Below are 20,177 nucleotides of genomic sequence, written 5' to 3' on the forward strand. Positions count from 1 at the left end.
ACACACCCCGACAGTCTTTGTGATCTAGGGGTTTCAATCGACACCCACCCAGGTAGGGTCTGGAAGCGTCCAGCTCCCCTTGGAGGAGGTGAGGACCGTGGCAGCCCACGACGACGACATGAACCGCGGCATCCGCCCGGGACGAGGGTCCGAAGACCCGGCCGGGCAGATCGCCTACCTTGAGCAGGAGATCGCCGTCCTGCGACGCAAGCTCGCCGACTCTCCGCGGCACACGAGGATTCTCGAAGAGCGGATCGTCGAGCTTCAGACGAACCTGGCCGGCGTGTCCGCCCAGAACGAGCGACTTGCCAACACGCTCCGTGAGGCCCGCGACCAGATCGTGGCCCTCAAGGAAGAGGTCGACCGGCTCGCCCAGCCGCCCGCCGGATTCGGTGTCTTCCTCACGGCGAACGAGGACGGCACCGCCGACATCTTCACCGGCGGCCGCAAGCTGCGGGTGAACGTCAGCCCGAGCGTCGACCTCGAAGAACTGCGGCGCGGCCAGGAAGTCATGCTCAACGAAGCGCTCAACGTGGTCGAGGCCATGGAGTTCGAGCGCGTCGGCGACATCGTCACCCTCAAGGAAATCCTCGAGGACGGCGAACGCGCCCTGGTGCTCGGGCACACCGACGAGGAACGGGTGGTACGCCTCGCCGAGCCCCTGCTCGACGTCACCATCCGCCCCGGCGACGCCCTGCTGCTCGAACCCCGTTCCGGCTACGTCTACGAGGTCGTCCCCAAGAGCGAGGTCGAAGAACTCGTCCTCGAAGAGGTCCCGGACATCGGCTACGAGCAGATCGGCGGCCTCGGCAACCAGATCGAGGCCATCCGCGACGCGGTCGAGCTTCCGTACCTCTACCCCGACCTGTTCCGCGAGCACGAACTGCGCCCCCCCAAGGGCGTCCTGCTCTACGGACCCCCCGGATGCGGCAAGACGCTCATCGCCAAGGCCGTCGCCAACTCGCTGGCCAAGAAGGTCGCCGAGGTCACCGGCCAGGCCGCCGGCAAGAGCTTCTTCCTCAACATCAAGGGCCCCGAGCTGCTCAACAAGTACGTCGGCGAGACCGAGCGGCAGATCCGCCTCGTCTTCCAGCGGGCCCGCGAGAAGGCCAGCGAGGGCACCCCCGTCATCGTCTTCTTCGACGAGATGGAATCCCTCTTCCGCACCCGCGGCTCCGGCGTCAGCTCGGACGTGGAGAACACCATCGTCCCGCAGCTCCTCGCCGAGATCGACGGCGTGGAAGGCCTCCAGAACGTGGTCGTGATCGGCGCCTCCAACCGCGAGGACATGATCGACCCGGCGATCCTGCGCCCCGGCCGACTGGACGTCAAGATCAAGATCGAGCGTCCCGACGCCGAGGCCGCCAAGGACATCTTCGGCAAGTACCTCACCGAGCGCCTCCCGCTGCACTCGGACGACCTGGGCGAACACGGCGGCTCCAAGGCCACCACCGTCCAGAGCATGATCCAGACCGCGGTGGAACACATGTACGCCGAATCGGAGGAGAACCGCTTCCTCGAGGTGACCTACGCCAATGGTGACAAGGAAGTCCTCTACTTCAAGGACTTCAACTCCGGCGCCATGATCGAGAACATCGTGGGCCGCGCCAAGAAAATGGCGATCAAGGACTTCCTCGAAAAGAATCAGAAGGGCCTTCGCGTCTCCCACCTCCTCCAGGCATGCGTGGACGAGTTCAAGGAGAACGAGGACCTGCCGAACACCACCAACCCCGACGACTGGGCCCGCATCTCCGGAAAGAAGGGCGAACGGATCGTCTACATCCGCACCCTCATCACCGGAAAGCAGGGCGCGGATACGGGACGCTCCATCGACACGGTGGCGAACACCGGACAGTACCTGTAAAAGCCAGGGCGGCTGCGGGTCCCCTCTCCGGGTACCCGCAGCCGACTGCTTTTCCGGGCAGGCTGGAGCAAGGCAATGACGCAAATGATCTCCCCACCGGCGCAGAGGCGTTCTAGGCTCTTTCGTACCGCCGAGTCGCGCAGTGCGGGGACGGGCACCGCACACGCAACCGAGCGCCAGCGGTACTGGAGTGACGCCCACGACCGAGGGCGCCGCCGGGCAAGGAGGGCCGCATGACCGTACGGCGAGTAATGGGCATCGAGACGGAGTACGGGATCTCCGTCCCCGGCCACCCCAACGCCAATGCCATGCTCACCTCATCCCAGATCGTCAACGCCTACGCGGCGGCGATGCACCGGGCCCGCCGGGCCCGCTGGGACTTCGAGGAGGAGAACCCCCTGCGTGACGCGCGAGGCTTCGACCTCGCCCGCGAGGCCGCCGACGCCAGCCAGCTCACCGACGAGGACATCGGCCTGGCCAACGTCATCCTCACCAACGGAGCCCGGCTCTACGTCGACCACGCACACCCCGAATACAGCGCCCCCGAGGTGACCAACCCCCGCGACGCCGTCCTCTGGGACAAGGCCGGCGAACGCATCATGGCCGAAGCCGCCGAACGCGCCGCCGCGCTCCCCGGCGCCCAGCCCATCCACCTCTACAAGAACAACACCGACAACAAGGGCGCCTCCTACGGCACACACGAGAACTACCTGATGAAGCGGGAAACCCCCTTCTCGGACATCGTGCGCCACCTCACGCCCTTCTTCGTCTCCCGCCAGGTCTTCACCGGCGCCGGCCGCGTCGGCATCGGCCAGGACGGCCACGAACACGGCTTCCAGCTCAGCCAGCGCGCCGACTACTTCGAGGTCGAGGTCGGCCTGGAGACCACCCTCAAGCGCCCCATCATCAACACCCGCGACGAGCCCCACGCGGACGCCGAGAAATACCGCCGCCTGCACGTGATCATCGGCGACGCCAACCTCTCGGAGATCTCCACCTACCTCAAACTGGGCACCACGGCCCTCGTCCTCTCCATGATCGAAGACGGCTTCATCGCCGTCGACCTGGCCGTGGACCAGCCCGTCCGCACCCTCCACCAGGTCTCCCACGACCCGTCGCTGAGGCGCCTGGTCACCCTCCGTAGCGGGCGCACCCTCACCGCCGTACAACTCCAGATGGAGTACTACGAACTGTCCCGCAAGTACGTCGAGGAACGCTTCGGAGCCGACGCCGACGACCAGACCAAGGACGTCCTGGGCCGCTGGGAGGACACCCTCAACCGGCTCGAACGCGACCCCATGAGCCTGGCGGGCGAACTGGACTGGGTGGCCAAGAGGGAACTCATGGAGGGCTACCGCCGACGCGACGACCTCGACTGGGACGCCGCCCGGCTCCACCTGGTCGACCTCCAGTACGCCGACGTACGCCCCGAGAAGGGCCTCTACAACCGCCTGGCGGCCCGTGGCCGGATGAAGCGGCTGCTGGACGACGCCGAGGTCGAGCGGGCCAAGGTCAAGCCGCCGGAGGACACCCGCGCCTACTTCCGCGGGCGCTGCCTGGAGCAGTACGCCGACGACGTCGCGGCGGCCTCCTGGGACTCCGTCATCTTCGACCTCCCGGGACGGGACTCGCTCCAGCGGGTCCCAACCCTCGAACCGCTTCGCGGAACGCGTAATCACGTCAAGGAGCTACTGGACCGCTGCCGCACCGCGGAGGACCTGGTCAGGGTGCTGTCCGGCAACTGAACGGGTACACGGACCAGACGCCCGGCCGGGGTGGAAACCGCCCCGGCCGGGAATCATCGAGGTGGCCCTCGTACGTTGTAGTAACGGCAGGGCCATTGTCAGACCGGCCTTGTAGGGTCTGATCAAGACCGAACGGCAGGAAAGCCGTCCTGCCGACCATGTCGGGCGAACCGAGCGGGGTGAGGGTTATGGCGACCAAGGACACCGGCGGCGGACAGCAGAAGGCGACGCGCTCCACCGAGGAGGTCGAGGAGCAGTCGACCGAGGCACAGGGGTCGGAGGACCTCAAGGAGCGCCACGAGAAGCTGAGCGATGACGTGGACTCCGTCCTCGATGAGATCGATGATGTCCTCGAGGAGAATGCCGAGGACTTCGTGCGCTCATTCGTTCAGAAGGGTGGGCAGTAGGGCGCTTTTCCCTTCGGATCGAAGGTTAGCGACAGGGGTGGGGTTGTCCGAGACCGAGGACGCGAAGCGCTGCTCGCGGTGCAAGGAGTACAAGCCGCGGGCAGCGTTCGCCAGCAACAGGGCGGCTCGTGACGGGCTACAGGCCTACTGCCGTGAGTGCTGGGCTGGCTACCACCAGGCCCGGCAGATTGCCAAGGGGAAGAACGTTCGGCCGCGGGTGGAGACACCCGAGGGGTACAAGTACTGTCGCAGTTGTGGGGAGATCAAGCCGCACAGCGAGTGGCACCGGAATGCCACTGCCTCCGATGGCCTCTCCATGAGTTGCAAGACCTGTCGCGCGGCCAAAGGTCGCGCGGATCACTTGAAGCGGCAGTACGGCCTCACCGAAGCCGAGCGCGACCAGATGGTCGCCTCCCAGATGGGCCTGTGCGTGATCTGCCTGAAGGCGCCCGCCGTCCATGTGGATCACTGCCACAAGACGGGTAGGGTCCGTGGCGTACTGTGCTTCAACTGCAATTCGGCCATCGGCAAGTTGGGAGACGATCCCGACGCCGTCCGTCGGGCCGCCGCTTACTTGGAAGGAATCGCGTGGAAGCCAACACTCGTAGCACCGGGCGTCTACCAGCTGCCTTCCTGACGCCAGGGTCCTCCTCCTTCATGGACTTCCTGTCCGAGCACCAGCCGGAGCTGCTCCCGGGCAAGCGCCAACTGCCGCCCACTCAGGGTGTGATCGAGGCGCCGCACGGGACGACGATCGTGGCGGTGACGTTCCCGGGCGGGGTCGTGCTGGCAGGTGACCGGCGCGCCACGATGGGTAATGTCATCGCCCAGCGCGACATCGAGAAGGTGTTCCCGGCCGACGAGTACAGCGCCGTCGGTATCGCGGGCACCGCCGGTCTCGCCGTGGAGATGGTCAAGCTCTTCCAGCTGGAGCTGGAGCACTTCGAGAAGGTCGAGGGCGCCCAGCTGTCGCTGGAGGGCAAGGCGAACCGGCTGTCGACGATGATCAGGTCCAACCTGGGCATGGCCATGCAGGGCCTGGCCGTGGTGCCGCTGTTCGCGGGGTTCGACGTGGACCGGGGCAAGGGGCGGATCTTCTCGTACGACGTCACCGGTGGGCGTTCGGAGGAGCACAACTTCGCCGCCACCGGCTCCGGCTCGATCTTCGCGCGCGGCGCCATGAAGAAGTTGTTCCGTGCGGACCTGACCGAGGGCGACGCCACGACGCTCGTGGTGCAGGCCCTGTATGACGCGGCTGACGACGACTCGGCGACCGGTGGTCCCGATGTCGCCCGCCGGATCTACCCGATCGTCACCGTGATCACCGAGGACGGCTTCCGCAGGCTGACCGAGCAGGAGTCGTCGGAGATCGCCCGCTCGGTGCTGGAGCGGAGGCTGGAGCAGCCGGACGGCCCGCGGGCCGCGCTGCTGTAGGCGGCGGCCGGTTCTTGTGAAGGTGATCCAGTGACTTCGACAGAAAGGGACGGATAACCGGTGTCGACGCCGTTCTATGTCTCACCTCAGCAGGCCATGGCCGACCGGGCGGAGTACGCCCGCAAGGGCATCGCCCGGGGCCGCAGCCTGGTCGTGCTGCAGTACGCCGACGGCATCGTGTTCGTCGGCGAGAACCCGTCCCGTGCGCTGCACAAGTTCAGCGAGATCTATGACCGGATCGGTTTCGCGGCCGCCGGTAAGTACAACGAGTACGAGAACCTGCGGATCGGCGGCGTGCGGTATGCCGATCTGCGCGGCTACACCTATGACCGGGACGATGTCACGGCCCGTGGCCTGGCGAACGTGTACGCCCAGACGCTGGGCACGATCTTCTCCTCGGCGGCCGAGAAGCCGTACGAGGTGGAGCTGGTCGTCGCCGAGGTGGGGGAGACGCCGGACGGTGACCAGATCTACCGGCTGCCGCATGACGGTTCGATCGTGGACGAGCACGGCTCGGTCGCGGTGGGCGGTAATGCCGAGCAGATCAGTGGCTATCTGGACCAGCGCCATCAGGACGGCATGACGTTGGCCGAGGCGTTGAAGCTGGCCGTGCAGGCGTTGTCCCGGGACACCAATGGCACGCAGCGGGAGATTCCCGCCGAGCGTCTTGAGGTGGCGGTGCTGGACCGTACGCGTCCGCAGAAGCGCAAGTTCAGGCGGATCACCGCGGGTCAGCTGTCGCGGCTGCTGGCGGATGACACCGCGGCGGCGGAGTCCGCCGAGTCGGGCGACTCGGGGGAGACGCCCGAAGAGGAGTAGCCCGCTTTCCCGCCCTCTCGCTCTGTGTGCCCCGGTCGCCGCTCGTGCGACCGGGGCACATGCCGTTCAGCGGGCGCGTGGCGGTGCCGTGGAGCCCCGTACCACCAGTTCGACGGGGATGTCCCCACCGTCGGGCTCTCGGCCCTCCAGGACGGCGAGCAGGGCCCGCATGCCGCGTTCGCCGAAGAGTTCGGCGTCGAGGCGGACGGTGGTCAGCTCGGGGTCGATGGCGGTGGCGAGGGCGAGGTCGTCGAGGCCGGTGACGGAGATGTCGTCGGGGACGCGCAGTCCGAGGCGGCGCAGGGCCTTGTAGGCGCCGGCGGCGAGTTTGTCGTCGTCGCAGACGATCGCGGTGGGCCGGGTGCCCGAGGTGAGGGCGGTTTCGGCGGCGGTGCGGGCGCCGTCGATGGAGATGGGCGCGCGGGTGGTGCGCAGGGTGGTGCCGGGGACGGCGCTGAGGCGGGCGGCGAGTTCGCGGGCGCGGACGTCGAAGGTCCAGGAGGGTACGTCGGCGGCGAGGTGCAGGAAGTCGCGGTGTCCGAGGCCGAGGAGGTGGTCGGCGACCTGGTGGACGCCGTCGGCGATGTCGAGGTTGACGGTGGCGGCGCCGAGGCTGCCGTCGGGGTCGCTGTCGAGCATGACGAGGGGGAGCTGGTCGCCGCGGATGGCGGTGAGGGCGTCGGCGGCCATGGAGGAGGCGATGACGCCGTCGAGGGCGGCCTGGGCGGAGTGGAAGGGGTCCTTGGCGGGGCCGATGCCTTCGGGGGAGGGGTAGAGGACGACGCCGAAGCCGTGGGCGGCGGCGACGCGGGCGGCGCCGGTGTAGACCCCGGCGAAGAACTCGGTGGTGAGGGCGGGGACCACGAGGAGGACGGTGCGGGTGTGGCCGAGGCGGAGGTTGCGGGCGGCGAGGTTGGGCCGGTAGCCGAGGTCGTGGGCGGCCTGGCGGACGCGTTGGGCGGTGGGTTCGGAGACCCGGCCGCGCCATTTGTCGCCGAGGACGAGGGAGACGGCGGCCTGGGAGACGCCGGCGGCCTGGGCGACGTCCCGGCTGGTGGGTCGGGTGCTGCCTCGTACCACCGTGGGCCTGCTCTCCTCTGGACTCTGGAACTGGGCACATGGTACGTATGACGAACGACGTTATACGTAAAACGTAGGCGAACCTCGAGAAGGGCGGGTCATGGCCACGGGATACCTGGAGATCCTCCGGGCGAAGCACGCCACCCGGCTGCTGGTCGGCACCCTCGTCGGCCGACTGCCCAACGCCACCGCCGCGATCGCGATCGTGCTGTTCATCCGCGCGGAGGGCGGCACGTACAGCCTGGCCGGGGCGCTGGCGGCGGTGTACGGCGTCGCCAACGCGGTCGGGCAGCCGCTCCTCGGGCGCCTGGTGGATCTGTACGGGCAGCCGCGCGTGCAGTTGCCCGCCGCGCTGCTGTCCGCGCTGGCGACGGTGGCCTTCACGTTCACCGGCACGGGTGAGCTGGCCCTGTCGTATGCCGCGGTGGCCGCCGCGGGGCTGTTCACGCCGCCTCTGGAGGGCGGTCTGCGGGCGCTGTGGCCGAGTGTCCTCCGTAAGGAGGACCAGGTGCACACGGCGTACGCGATGGACGCGGTGGCGCAGGAGGTGATGTTCACGGTCGGCCCGCTGCTGGTGACGCTGTGCGTGTCGCTGTGGTCGGCGCAGGCGGCGCTGATCGCGCTGAACGTCGTCGGGGTGGTGGGCGCGCTGTCGGTGGTGGTGTCGCCGCCTTCGCGCGCGTGGCGGTCGGATCCGCGTGAGGCGCACTGGCTGGGGGCGCTGCGCTCGCGCGGGCTGCTGGTGCTGCTGGGCGCGTTCCTGTTCGTCGGGGTGGCGCTGGGCTCGATCACGGTGGCCGCGGTGTCGTATGCCGACGATCACGGGGGTGATGTGGTGTACGGCTGGCTGATGGCGGGGCTGGGGCTGGGCGCGCTGCTCGGTGGTTCGGTCTACGGGGCGCGGCGGTGGACGGGTGCGCCGGAGCGGCGACTGCGGGTGCTGGTCGCTCTCCTGGCGGTGTGTTACGTGCCGCTGACGCTGCTGCCGGGTCCGGTGGCGATGACGGCGTTGTCGGCGCTGGCGGGGGTGTTCCTGGCGCCCGCGATCGCGTGTGCGTTCGTCCTCGTCGACCGGCATGCGCCGCGGGGCACGGTCACCGAGGCGTTCTCGTGGCTGGTGACGACGTTCACGGTGGGCGCGTCGGTGGGGACGGGGCTGACGGGGCCGGTCGTGGAGTGGGGCGGGGCGCTGTGGGGCTTCGTGGTTCCCGGTGTGGCGGGGGCGGTGTCCCTGCTGGTTCTGCTGGCGGCTCAGGGGGTCCTCGCAGCTCCCGCCAGGACAGCGGTCGTTGCGGCTTCATCGGAAAATGATCCAAATCGTGCCGCCGAACCCCGTTTCAGTTCAGGGGATCGGGCGTAATGTTCAGTCATGGACCGCCGCATTTTCGGGCTGGAGAACGAGTACGGCGTCACGTGCACGTTCAGGGGACAGCGCCGTCTGTCGCCTGACGAGGTGGCGCGGTACCTCTTCCGCCGTGTCGTGTCATGGGGCCGCAGCAGCAATGTCTTTCTGCGGAACGGCGCCCGCCTCTATCTCGACGTGGGCTCGCATCCGGAATACGCGACACCCGAATGTGACAACGTGACCGAACTGGTCACCCACGACAAGGCTGGCGAGCGCATTCTCGAGGGACTCCTGGTGGACGCCGAACGACGCCTGCACGAGGAGGGAATCGCGGGCGACGTCTACCTCTTCAAGAACAACACCGACTCGGCGGGCAACTCCTACGGCTGCCACGAGAACTATCTGGTGGCCCGGCACGGGGAGTTCTCCCGGCTCGCGGACATCCTCATCCCGTTTCTCGTCACCCGGCAGCTGCTGTGCGGCGCCGGGAAGGTGCTGCAGACCCCGCGTGGCGCGGTGTACTGCGTCAGTCAGCGGGCCGAGCACATCTGGGAGGGCGTCTCCTCGGCGACGACGCGTTCCCGGCCCATCATCAACACGCGCGACGAGCCGCACGCGGACGCGGAGCGTTACCGCCGTCTGCATGTGATCGTCGGCGACTCCAACATGTCCGAGACGACCATGCTGCTCAAGGTCGGTGCGACCGATCTGGTGCTGCGCATGATCGAGGCGGGCACGGTGATGCGGGACCTGACGCTGGAGAACCCGATCCGGGCGATCCGTGAGGTCAGTCATGACATCACCGGCCGCCGCAAGGTGCGTCTGGCGAGTGGCCGGGAGGCCTCGGCGCTGGAGGTGCAGCGGGAGTACTACGAGAAGGCGGTGGACTTCTGCGAGCGGCGCGGAATCCGCACCGGCACGGTGGAGCAGGTGCTGGAGCTGTGGGGCCGCACGCTGGACGCGATCGAGACGGAGGATCTCGACCGGATCGGCACCGAGATCGACTGGGTGATGAAGTACAAGCTGCTGGAGCGCTACCGCGCCAAGCACAACATGACCATGTCGCATCCGCGGGTCGCGCAGATAGACCTCGCCTACCACGACATCCATCGTCGTCGTGGTCTGTACTACCTGCTGGAGAAGAAGGGGCAAGCTGCCCGGATCTGCAACGACTTGAAGATCTTCGAGGGCAAGTCGGTGCCGCCGCAGACCACTCGGGCCCGGTTGCGCGGTGACTTCATCCGGCGGGCGCAGGAGCAGCGCCGGGACTTCACCGTGGACTGGGTGCACCTGAAGCTGAACGACCAGGCACAGCGCACGGTGTTGTGCAAGGACCCGTTCCGTTCGGTGGACGACCGGGTGGAGAAGCTGATCGCCGGGATGTGAGGGCCGGCAGGTAAGGGGCGGTTCGGGTTTCGAAAGGAATCCCGGAACGCAACACGGGCGCCGTACGTTTCACGTACGGCGCCCTTCTCACGCCGTAGAGTTGCGCGCACGCCATCAACCAAGATCGACCGATTACGAGGCCCCCACCGTGCGCCGACGCTCACTTCTCATCGCCGTACCCGCCGGATTCGCGACGCTCGCCGCCTGCGGTGACGAGGGTTCTGACTCCGGCAAGGCCAGCGACAGCGCGTCGCCGACGGACGGGGCGACCTCCGCGGCCCCCACCCCGAAGATCGTCGACGGTCCGCTGCCGGCGGTGACGGCGGGTACGAAGTTCGACGAGAAGCCGACGGTGGCCAAGGGCTCGGGGGAGCCGTCGGACCAGCTCGCGGTGAAGACGCTCATCGCGGGTGGCGGGCGTACGGTCGCGGAGGGTGACTACGTCCAGGCGAACTACCTGGGTCAGGTCTGGGACACCGCGAAGGTCTTCGACAACTCCTACGACCGCAAGACGCCGCTGGTGATCCAGCTGGCTCAGGGCAGCATCATCGACGGCTGGCGCTATGCCCTGACCGGGAAGAAGACCGGCAGCCGTGTCCAGTTCTCGGTGCCGCCGACGTGGGGGTACGGCGAGAGCGGCAACGCGAACGCGGGCATCAAGGGCACCGACACGCTGGTGTTCGTGGTGGACCTCCAGGGGACGTTCAACGCGAAGAGTTCGGCGGAGGGCACCGACGTCGCCCAGGACAATGTCGACGTGCCCAAGGTCGGCACCAACACCGACGGCAAGGCGCCCTCGATCGAGATCCCCGACACCGACGCGCCGACGAAGCTGGTGGCGAACTACGTCATCGAGGGCGACGGCGCCGAGGTCGGCGCGGAGGACAGCGTGCTGGTGCAGTACAAGGGCGTGCTGTGGGAGGACGGCAAGGAGTTCGACTCCACCTACGGCCGCAAGGCGCTGACGTCGTTCTCCCTCCAGCAGGTCGTCAAGGGCTGGGCGCAGGGCCTGACCGGCAAGAAGGTCGGCAGCCGGGTGCTGATCGTGATTCCCCCGGCTCTGGGGTACGGCGACGAGCCGCCGAGCGGCAGCGGTATCCAGAAGGACTCCACGCTGGTGTTCTCGGTGGACATCCTCGCCAAGATGTGACGGCCCCCTGGCCCGCCCGTCTGACGGCCCTCTGGCCCGCGCCCGTCTGACCGCCCCCTGGCCCGCCCGTCCGACGGCCCGCGGGACCGGTCCGTCGGTGTCCTGCCGACCGTGCCGCCGCCCTGCCGGGCCGCTGGTGGGCGGGGATGAAAGACTGGGCGCGTTGCCTTGTTCGCATACATGCAGGAGCTAGAGACGTGAGCATCGAGAAGCCCGAGATCGACTTCCCGGGCGGCGAGCCCCCGGCGGACCTCGAGATCAAGGACATCTGGGAGGGCGACGGACCGGAGGCCAAGGCGGGCGACACCGTCTCCGTCCACTATGTGGGCGTCGCGTTCTCCACCGGCGAGGAGTTCGACGCGTCCTGGAACCGCGGTACGCCGCTGAAGTTCCAGCTGGGCATCGGCCAGGTCATCGCGGGCTGGGACCAGGGTGTGCAGGGGATGAAGGTCGGCGGTCGCCGTCAGCTGGTCATTCCGCCGCACCTGGCGTACGGGGACCGCGGCGCGGGCGGCCGTATCGGCCCCGGTGAGACGCTGATCTTCGTCTGTGACCTGGTCGCCGTCTGATCGTCGTGATCGGTCCGACCCGCATACCGGTCTGACCGGAGCCGATCATGTGGGGTCCATGCCTGTCCGGGCATGGGCCCTCGGCTTTTGTCACGGCACCGCGGAGCGGTACGGTCATCGGTCGGAAGCACCTTAGGGAAGGCGAAGGGCGTCGATGGCCATTGCCAAGGCCGAGCGGCTGATGAATCTGGCGCTGTGTCTGCTCGGGACCCGGCGGCCGCTGTCCAAGCGGGAGCTGCGCGAGTCCATCGAGGCCTACCTGGAAGCGGGTTCCGACGACTCCTTCAACCGGATGTTCGAGCGGGACAAGGACGATCTGCGCGAGCTGGGGCTGGTCATCGAGACCGTGGAGAGCCTCGACGGCGAGGTCGGCTATCTCGCGCGCCGCGACAGCAACCGGCTGCCGCCCATCACCCTGGACGCGGAGGAGGCCGCCGCCCTGGGACTGGCCGCCAAGGTGTGGCAGCAGGCCCGGCTCGCGGGCGCGGCCAGCGGGGCGCTGCAGAAGCTGCGCGCGGCCGGGCTGCCCGAGGACGTCGACCCGTACGAGGCGCATGGGGCGCTGGAGCCGCGCATCCCCGTGCACGAGGCGGCGTTCGAGCCGCTGATGCTGGCCTGCCGCGACCGCCGTCCCGTCGCCTTCGACTACCGCAAGGCCTCCGCCGCCCGTCCCGAGCCGCGGCATGTGGAGCCGTGGGCGCTGGAGTGCTGGCGGGGTCACTGGTATCTGGCGGGCTGGGACCGCGACCGGGGCGCCGAGCGGGTCTTCAGGCTGTCGCGGATCACCGGCCGGGTGCGCACCCGCAGCGGCCGCTACAGCGCCCCGGTCCCCGATGTCGTCACCGTGCGGGAGACGGTCGCGAGCTGGGCGGGGGAGATCGCCGACCGGACGGCCCGGATCCGGCTGCGTTCCGGCTCGGGTTACCCGTTGCGGGCGAAGGCCACCTCGGCGCGGGAACTGGGCGACGGCTGGGACGAGTTGGAGATTCCGTACGGGCACGGGCTGGACGCCTGGCTGGTGGAGTTCGGGCCCGATGTGGTGGTCCTGGAGCCCGCCGAGCTGCGGGCCGATGTGGTGGACCGGCTGCGTGCCGTGGCCAAGGGCTGAGGGGGAGCGGAGAAAGACAGTGGCTGGCAAACCGGTCAGGCCCGTGAACGCCATCGACCAGACCCGGCGGATGCTCTCCCTGGTGACCTATCTGCGGGAGCGGCCCGGCGCGCGCGTCGAGGACGTCGCCCGTGCCTTCGGCATCACCGAGGACGAGCTGATCTCGGACCTGGATGTGCTGCCGCTGTGCGGGACGAGCTTCCGTGGCGGTGATCTGCTCGACATCGACACCGACGGTGAGCGGATCTGGTGGCACAACCCGGCCGCGCTCGGCGCGGAGGCCGCCGAGCCGCTGCGGCTGGCCGCCGACGAGGCGACCGCGCTGCTGGTGGCGGCCCGCGCGGTGGCGACCCTGCCGGGGCTGCGCGAGGGCGACCGGCAGGCGTTGCTGCGGGCCACCGCCAAGGTGGAGGCCGCGGCGGGGGAGACGGCCGGGGCCAGTTCCCGGCTCTCGGTGACCTTCGAGTCGGAGGGCGGCGTCTTCGCGGACGTCGACCGGGCGATCTCCGAGCGGCGCAGGCTGTGGATCCGCTACTACTCCCCGGCCCGCGACGAGGTCACCGAGCGGGAGATCGACCCGATCCGGCTGGTCAGCGTCGGCCACACCTATGTGGAGGGCTGGTGCTACCGCTCCGAGGCGCGCCGTACCTTCCGGCTGGACCGGGTCGCCGAGATCAAGGTCCTCGACGAACCGTCCGCGCCGCCGGAGGTGGAGCTGCGGGACCTCTCCGAAGCGCTGGTGCAGCCCGCGGCGGAGGACCCTGAGGTCGTCGTCGAGGTCGGTCCGGGCGGTCGCTGGGTCGCGGAGTACTACCCGCACGACAGCGCCGATGAGCTTCCCGACGGCGGGCTCCGTATCACTTTGCGCACGCCCGATCCGACGTCGCTGCGAAGGCTGGCGCTGCGGCTCGGGCGGGACGGCCGCATCGTCGCCCCGCACGAGCTGGCCGACAGCGCCCGCCGGGCGGCCCGGGAGGCGCTGGCGGCGTACGACGGCGTCGACGCGGACGAGGAGACGCCGCCGGGCGGGGTGCGTGAGCCGCACGACGGCCGGTACGACAGGCAGGAGCGAGGACTGTGAGCGAGTCGGCGACGTCCGGTGCGCGGGGCATGTCGGTGGCCGCCGCGTTCGCCGGGATGCGGAGCGTGGCGCCCGTGGTGTTCAAGGCGGGCTGCCCGGACTGCCGGGGCCGCTTCGAGCTGGCCGCGAGCGCGCTGCGGCTCGCCATCGGCGCCAGCAGCCGTACCACCTTCTACTCCTTCACCTGCCCCGACTGCGGCACCCAGGTCCGCAAGCCCGCCGGTGAGCGCATCGTGGAACTGCTCACCGGCGGCGGTGTCAGCACCCTGCGGCTGCACTCGACCGTGTAGGACCCTCTAGGCTCGCCCTCATGTTCTGGGCGATGTTCGCGGTGGCGCTGGGGTTTTCGGGGCTGTTGGTTCTCGGGGTGCTCGCGGTCCGGGTGTTTCTGGAGGCCGAGCGGCTGGGGAAGCAGGTCGCGGATTCGGCGCGGCGGGTGAACCGGGCCGCGGAGGAGCTGGAGCGGGCGGCGGAGAGCGCGGCGCGGTCGGCGGACGCGCTGTAGAAGGACTGTCGCGTTGTAGAAGGACTGTCCAGGTCCGCTAGGGGCGCGCTGTGAGAGGGCTTGAGCGGCCCTGTGAGTCCGTGCACGCCGGGCGCTCGGAGTCGATTCACCCTGTCAACTTGGCCCATACGGCAGGTACGCTGCTGATCGCGGCCCGGTAAACGAGGCCCGGGTCGCGGCCGGGAGTACGCACAGGGATTGCCTCACGTTCACCCCTGAGCGTTACGATCGCTGACAAGCACGGTGGGTCGGACAGTTGTCCGACCGATCGGACAGCACCCACCCAAGCCGCCTCGGTGAGAAGGTAAAGACTTATGTTCGGAAGGCTCGGAGCCCCCGAGATCATTCTCATCCTCGTCGTCATCATCCTGCTGTTCGGCGCGAAGAAGCTTCCGGACATGGCCCGCTCGCTCGGCAAGTCCGCGCGCATCCTCAAGAGCGAGGCCAAGGCGATGAAGGAGGACAAGTCCTCCGCGCCGGCCGACCCGCCGCAGCCGGACGACCAGCAGGCTCCCCCCGCTCAGCGCATCATCCAGGCCGCGCCCGGTGACGTGACCAGCTCGCGCCCGGTCAGCGAGCCGACGGACACGACCAAGCGCTGACGCAGGGCCGGTGACCTCCGGCCCGCCGCACGAGATGGGAACGTGGGTTGCTGAAGCCTGCCCGCAACAAGGAGAAGGATCCCGAGGGGCGGATGCCCCTCGCGGAGCACCTGCGTGAGCTACGCAACCGGCTCGCGAAGGCGCTGCTGGCGATCGTGCTGGTGACCGTCGTCGCCGCCTTCTTCTACAACGAGATCATCAACTTCTTCACCGAACCGATCCTCGAATCGGTCGGCTGCTCGAAGTCGTTCGAGGAACTGGCACGGTCGGCGGACTCCAGCGAGCCCTGCGCGCAGATCACCATCAACGGTCTCCTCACGCCGTTCACCCTCGCGCTCAAGGTCTCCCTGATGGCCGGTGTGGTGCTGGCCGCGCCGGTCTGGCTGTACCAGCTGTGGGCGTTCGTCGCGCCCGGTCTGCACCGGCACGAGAGGAAGTACGCGTACGCGTTCGTCGCGACCGGCTTCCCGCTCTTTCTCGGCGGCGCCTTCTTCGCCTACATGGTGCTGCCCACCACCGCGAAGGTGCTGATCGAGTTCACGCCGTTCGGCGTCGACAACCTGCTGCCGCTGGACGATCTGCTCGACCTGGTCACGCGCATGGTCATCGTCTTCGGTCTCTCCTTCGAACTGCCGCTGCTGCTGGTGATGCTCAACTTCAGCGGCGCCATCTCCGGCAAGCGCATGCTCGGCTGGTGGCGCGGCATGATCATGGGCATCACCGTCTTCGCGGCCATCGCCACGCCCAGCACCGACCCGCTGACGATGATGGCGCTCGCCGGGCCGATCTGGATCCTGTACTTCGCCGCCGTGGCCATCTCGCTGCTCAACGACCGCCGCAGGCGGCGCCGCGAGGCCCTCGGCCCCGCCGACGACGAGGCCTCCGACCTGGACCTCACCCCCGAGGACATCGGCGAGGTCGAGACGGTCGCCAGCTCGGCGGTGCTGCCCGAGCAGGCGAGCAAGGACCGGGTCAACGGTTATGACGACGTGACCTGAGGAACGGCGCGCGGCTCATAGGGTCACTGCCGTGAGCAGCGAGATCACCATCGTCGTCAATCCCACCGCGGGACGCGGCCGGGGCGCCCACGCGGCGCGGCCGGCCGCTTCGGCGTTCCGGGACGCCGGATTCCAGGTGCGCACGATCGTCGGGGAGAGCGCCGGGGACGCCCTCACGCGCGCGCGTGCCGCCGTCGCGGACGGCACCGGCGCGCTGATCGCCGTAGGCGGCGACGGGATGGTGAACCTGGCGCTCCAGGCCGTCGCCGGGACCCGCACCCCGCTCGGGGTCGTCGCCGTGGGCACCGGCAACGACTTCGCGCGCACCCTGGGACTGCCGCTGCGCGACCCGGCCGCCGCGGGCCGGACCGCGGCCGACGCCCTGAAGGGGGCCCGGCTGCGTGACATCGACCTCGGCCGGGCCGGCGACCGCTGGTTCGGCACCGTCCTCGCCTCCGGCTTCGACTCCCGCGTCAACGACCGCGGCAACCGGATGCGCTGGCCCGCCGGGCGGCTCAAGTACGACCTCGCCATGCTGGCCGAACTGGCCGCGTTCCGGCCGTTCCCGTACCGGATCACCCTGGACGGCGGTGCGACGCGGGAGATCGAGGCGACGCTGGTGGCGGTCGGCAACGGGGCGTCGTACGGGGGCGGGATGCGGATCTGTCCCGGTGCGGACCCCACCGACGGGCTGTTCGACGTCACGGTGGTCGGGGACTGCGGCCGGGCCACGCTGCTGAGGGTGTTCCCGTCGGTGTACCGGGGCGGGCACGTGCGCCATCCCAAGGTGAGCGTGTACCGGGCCGCGCGGGTGGAACTGGCCGCGGCGGGGATCACCGGGTACGCCGACGGGGAACGGCTCGGGCCGCTGCCGCTGAGCGCGCGCTGCGTGCCCGGGGCGGTCCGGGTCGTGGGCCCCTGAACTGGGCGTATCACCGGATTCACGGCAGCTGATCCGGATAATGATCGTCCTGTTGTCGGTGGGGCCCGGTACGCTCGAAAGTACGATGACAGAGGATCTCTCACCGGCCGAGCGGTACGCGGCAGCCCGCAAGCGGGCTGTCGAGCAGGCCACCGCGCTCGCGTCCTTCCGCGAGATGTACGACTTCGGCCTCGACCCGTTCCAGATCGAGGCCTGCGAGGCCCTCGAGGCGGGCAAGGGCGTGCTGGTCGCCGCCCCCACCGGCTCCGGCAAGACGATCGTCGGCGAGTTCGCCGTCCACCTCGCCCTGCAACAGGGCCGCAAGTGCTTCTACACCACCCCCATCAAGGCGCTGTCCAACCAGAAGTACGCCGACCTGTGCCGCCGCTACGGCGCCGACAAGGTCGGCCTGCTCACCGGCGACAACAGCGTCAACTCCGATGCCCCGGTGGTCGTGATGACCACCGAGGTGCTGCGGAACATGCTGTACGCGGGCTCCCAGACCCTCCTCGGTCTGGGGTACGTGGTCATGGACGAGGTGCACTACCTCTCCGACCGGTTCCGTGGCGCGGTGTGGGAAGAGGTGATCATCCATCTGCCCGAGTCCGTGACGCTGGTGTCCCTGTCGGCGACCGTGTCCAACGCCGAGGAGTTCGGCGACTGGCTCGACACCGTCCGCGGCCACACCGAGGTGATCGTCTCCGAGCACCGGCCGGTGCCGCTGTTCCAGCACGTCCTCGCCGGGCGGCGGATGTACGACCTGTTCGAGGAGGGCGAGGGCCACCGCAAGGCGGTCAACCCCGACCTCACGCGCATGGCGCGGATGGAGGCCACCCGGCCGTCGTACCAGGACCGTCGGCGCGGGCGCGCGATGCGCGAGGCCGACCGGGAGCGGGAGCGGCGCCAGCGGTCCCGGATCTGGACGCCGAGCAGACCCGAGGTCATCGAGCGGCTGGACGCCGAGGGCCTGTTGCCCGCGATCACCTTCATCTTCAGCCGGGCCGCCTGCGAGGCCGCCGTCCAGCAGTGCCTGTACGCGGGGCTGCGGCTGAACGACGACGAGGCGCGGGAGCGGGTGCGCTCCCTGGTCGAGGAGCGGACCGCCTCCATCCCGGCCGAGGACCTGCACGTCCTCGGGTACTACGAGTGGCTGGAGGGCCTGGAGCGCGGTATCGCCGCCCACCACGCGGGCATGCTGCCGACCTTCAAGGAGGTCGTGGAGGAGCTGTTCGTGCGCGGGCTGGTGAAGGCCGTCTTCGCCACCGAGACCCTCGCCCTGGGCATCAACATGCCCGCGCGGTCGGTGGTCCTGGAGAAGCTCGTCAAGTGGAACGGCGAGCAGCACGCCGACATCACCCCGGGCGAGTACACCCAGCTCACCGGGCGGGCCGGGCGGCGCGGCATCGATGTCGAGGGCCATGCGGTGGTGCTGTGGCAGCGGGGGATGAGCCCCGAGCACCTAGCGGGGCTCGCGGGCACGCGGACGTATCCGCTGCGGTCCAGCTTCAAGCCGTCGTACAACATGGCGGTGAACCTGGTCGAGCAGTTCGGGCGGCACCGGTCGCGGGAACTGCTGGAGACCTCCTTCGCGCAGTTCCAGGCGGACCGGTCGGTGGTCGGGATCTCCCGGCAGGTGCAGCGCAACGAGGAGGGTCTCGAGGGCTACAAGGCCTCCATGACCTGCCACCTCGGGGACTTCGAGGAGTACGCGCGGCTGCGGCGGGAGCTGAAGGACCGCGAGACCGAGCTGGCCCGGCAGGGCGCGGCGCAGCGGCGTGCCGAGGCCGCGGTGGCGCTGGAGCGGCTGAAGCCGGGCGACGTCATCCATGTGCCGACCGGGAAGTACGCGGGTCTCGCGCTGGTACTGGACCCGGGGCTGCCCGCCGGGCGGTCCAACGGACACCGGGGGTTCGAGCAGCACGACGGGCCCAGACCGCTGGTGCTGACCGCCGAGCGGCAGGTCAAGCGGCTGGCGTCGATCGACTTCCCGGTGCCAGTGGAGGCGCTGGAGCGGATGCGGATCCCGAAGTCGTTCAACCCGCGTTCGCCGCAGTCCCGTCGGGACCTGGCCTCCGCGCTGCGCACCAAGGCCGGGCACATCCCGGCGGACCGGCACCGCAAGAAGCGGTCGCAGGCGGCGGACGACCGGGAGATCGCCCGGCTGCGGGCGGCGCTGCGGGCGCACCCCTGCCACGGCTGCAACGACCGTGAGGACCACGCCCGCTGGGCCGAGCGCTACCACCGGCTGCTGCGGGACACCTCGCAGCTGGAGCGGCGGATCGAGGGGCGCACCAACACCATCGCGCGCACCTTCGACCGGATCGTGGCGCTGCTGACCGAGATGGACTACCTCCGCGACAACCAGGTGACCGAGGACGGCAAGCGGCTCGCCCGGCTCTACGGCGAGCTGGACCTGCTGGCGAGCGAATGCCTGCGCGAGGGCGTCTGGGAGGGGCTCGAGCCCGCCGAACTGGCGGCGTGCGTCTCGGCGTTGGTCTACGAGGCGCGGGTCTCGGACGACGCGATGGCGCCCAAGCTGCCGTCCGGGAAGGCGAAGGCCGCGCTGGGGGAGATGGTGCGGATCTGGGGGCGTCTTGACGCCCTGGAGGAGGAGTTCCGGATCACGCAGACCGAGGGGGTCGGGCAGCGCGAGCCGGATCTCGGGTTCGCCTGGGCCGCGTACATGTGGGCCAGCGGCAAGGGCCTGGACGAGGTGCTGCGGGAGGTCGAGATGCCCGCCGGTGACTTCGTGCGGTGGTGCAAGCAGGTCATCGATGTGCTGGGGCAGATCCAGGCGGCGGCGCCGTCCGGGTCGAGCGTGGTGAAGAACGCCCGCAAGGCCGTCGACGGGCTGCTGCGCGGGGTCGTCGCGTACTCGTCGGTGGGCTGAGGCGGCGCGCCGCACCGGTGCTCGGGTGGGGGTGTCACGTTCCCAGGGGGACGGGCACCCCCACCGGCGTCTTCACTCGTCGCGGTGAGTCGTTTTCGTATGCCTGTACGCCACTACGGTGTGTGTTCCCGTGGTGTCCGTGCGTGCAAATGGGGCCGAGGGTACTGCAGTCGCCGGGGGTGTTTCAGGCGGATGCGGAATATGACACGGCGATGATCCGGTCGGACTAAGCTCGCCCGCAGCGCACCGAGTTGAGGTGTATTCGGGCGTTT

General features: G+C 69.4%; 19 protein-coding genes. 18 read left to right on the top strand and 1 reads right to left on the bottom strand.

The features are described from left to right. Positions 1-97: 97 nt before the first annotated feature. The 6 genes from arc to prcA all read left to right on the top strand — a co-directional run bounded on the left by arc (position 98) and on the right by prcA (position 6,269). A complete protein-coding gene (arc, locus tag ACFVQG_RS22665) occupies positions 98-1,864 on the top strand; it encodes a proteasome ATPase (protein ID WP_383386251.1) in 1,767 nt (588 codons plus the stop codon). Between the two features lie 233 nt (positions 1,865-2,097). Then, entirely contained in the window at positions 2,098-3,609 is a 1,512-nt protein-coding gene (gene dop / locus ACFVQG_RS22670; protein ID WP_383386254.1) for a depupylase/deamidase Dop, read from the top strand. A gap of 188 nt (positions 3,610-3,797) precedes the next feature. Further along, entirely contained in the window at positions 3,798-4,016 is a 219-nt protein-coding gene (locus ACFVQG_RS22675; RefSeq protein WP_210922261.1) for a ubiquitin-like protein Pup, read from the top strand. Positions 4,017-4,059: 43 nt separating this feature from the next. Then, entirely contained in the window at positions 4,060-4,653 is a 594-nt protein-coding gene (locus ACFVQG_RS22680) for an endonuclease VII domain-containing protein (RefSeq protein WP_383386256.1), read from the top strand. Beyond that, positions 4,605-5,450, top strand: a complete 846-nt coding sequence (gene prcB / locus ACFVQG_RS22685) for a proteasome subunit beta (RefSeq protein WP_383386259.1) — start codon at positions 4,605-4,607, stop codon at positions 5,448-5,450. Before ACFVQG_RS22680 ends, prcB begins: the two co-directional genes overlap by 49 nt. A 60-nt stretch (positions 5,451-5,510) precedes the next feature. Beyond that, positions 5,511-6,269, top strand: a complete 759-nt coding sequence (gene prcA / locus ACFVQG_RS22690) for a proteasome subunit alpha (RefSeq protein WP_383386262.1) — start codon at positions 5,511-5,513, stop codon at positions 6,267-6,269. 66 nt (positions 6,270-6,335) lie between these two features. Here the strand turns inward: prcA and ACFVQG_RS22695 are convergent, their stop codons facing one another. Next, on the bottom strand, positions 6,336-7,349 hold the full coding sequence (locus ACFVQG_RS22695; protein WP_383386265.1) for a LacI family DNA-binding transcriptional regulator: 1,014 nt from the start codon (positions 7,347-7,349) through the stop codon (positions 6,336-6,338). Between the two features lie 100 nt (positions 7,350-7,449). Here ACFVQG_RS22695 and ACFVQG_RS22700 point away from each other — a divergent pair, with 100 nt between their 5' ends. From ACFVQG_RS22700 to ACFVQG_RS22755, 12 genes are all read left to right on the top strand, one after another. Next, positions 7,450-8,709: an MFS transporter gene (locus ACFVQG_RS22700; protein WP_383386268.1), complete on the top strand. Its 1,260-nt coding sequence runs from the start codon at positions 7,450-7,452 to the stop codon at positions 8,707-8,709. 9 nt (positions 8,710-8,718) lie between these two features. Next, entirely contained in the window at positions 8,719-10,080 is a 1,362-nt protein-coding gene (gene pafA, locus ACFVQG_RS22705; protein ID WP_119101884.1) for a Pup--protein ligase, read from the top strand. Positions 10,081-10,228: 148 nt separating this feature from the next. Then, a complete protein-coding gene (locus ACFVQG_RS22710; protein WP_383386271.1) occupies positions 10,229-11,230 on the top strand; it encodes an FKBP-type peptidyl-prolyl cis-trans isomerase in 1,002 nt (333 codons plus the stop codon). A 197-nt stretch (positions 11,231-11,427) separates the two neighbouring features. After that, on the top strand, positions 11,428-11,799 hold the full coding sequence (locus ACFVQG_RS22715; RefSeq protein ID WP_383386274.1) for an FKBP-type peptidyl-prolyl cis-trans isomerase: 372 nt from the start codon (positions 11,428-11,430) through the stop codon (positions 11,797-11,799). Positions 11,800-11,953: 154 nt separating this feature from the next. Beyond that, complete coding sequence (locus ACFVQG_RS22720; protein ID WP_383386277.1) at positions 11,954-12,907, top strand: helix-turn-helix transcriptional regulator; 954 nt, start codon at positions 11,954-11,956, stop codon at positions 12,905-12,907. 19 nt (positions 12,908-12,926) lie between these two features. Beyond that, positions 12,927-13,988 (top strand): helix-turn-helix transcriptional regulator, encoded by a 1,062-nt coding sequence (locus ACFVQG_RS22725; RefSeq protein ID WP_383386280.1) that lies wholly within the window; start codon positions 12,927-12,929, stop codon positions 13,986-13,988. Further along, a complete protein-coding gene (locus ACFVQG_RS22730) occupies positions 13,985-14,278 on the top strand; it encodes a hypothetical protein (protein WP_383386283.1) in 294 nt (97 codons plus the stop codon). The genes ACFVQG_RS22725 and ACFVQG_RS22730 overlap by 4 nt, the downstream gene beginning before the upstream one ends. Before the next feature lie 20 nt (positions 14,279-14,298). Beyond that, positions 14,299-14,493 (top strand): hypothetical protein, encoded by a 195-nt coding sequence (locus ACFVQG_RS22735; protein WP_383386285.1) that lies wholly within the window; start codon positions 14,299-14,301, stop codon positions 14,491-14,493. A 314-nt stretch (positions 14,494-14,807) separates the two neighbouring features. Beyond that, entirely contained in the window at positions 14,808-15,095 is a 288-nt protein-coding gene (gene tatA, locus ACFVQG_RS22740; protein WP_383386288.1) for a Sec-independent protein translocase subunit TatA, read from the top strand. A gap of 47 nt (positions 15,096-15,142) precedes the next feature. Next, a complete protein-coding gene (gene tatC, locus ACFVQG_RS22745; protein ID WP_383386291.1) occupies positions 15,143-16,093 on the top strand; it encodes a twin-arginine translocase subunit TatC in 951 nt (316 codons plus the stop codon). A gap of 31 nt (positions 16,094-16,124) precedes the next feature. Beyond that, a complete protein-coding gene (locus tag ACFVQG_RS22750; protein ID WP_383386294.1) occupies positions 16,125-17,015 on the top strand; it encodes a diacylglycerol kinase in 891 nt (296 codons plus the stop codon). Positions 17,016-17,055: 40 nt separating this feature from the next. Then, a complete protein-coding gene (locus tag ACFVQG_RS22755) occupies positions 17,056-19,905 on the top strand; it encodes a DEAD/DEAH box helicase (protein ID WP_383386297.1) in 2,850 nt (949 codons plus the stop codon). The last annotated feature ends 272 nt before the right edge of the window (positions 19,906-20,177 follow it).

Source organism: Streptomyces sp. NPDC057877 (assembly GCF_042796855.1).
Classification (GTDB): Bacteria; Actinomycetota; Actinomycetes; order Streptomycetales; family Streptomycetaceae; genus Streptomyces.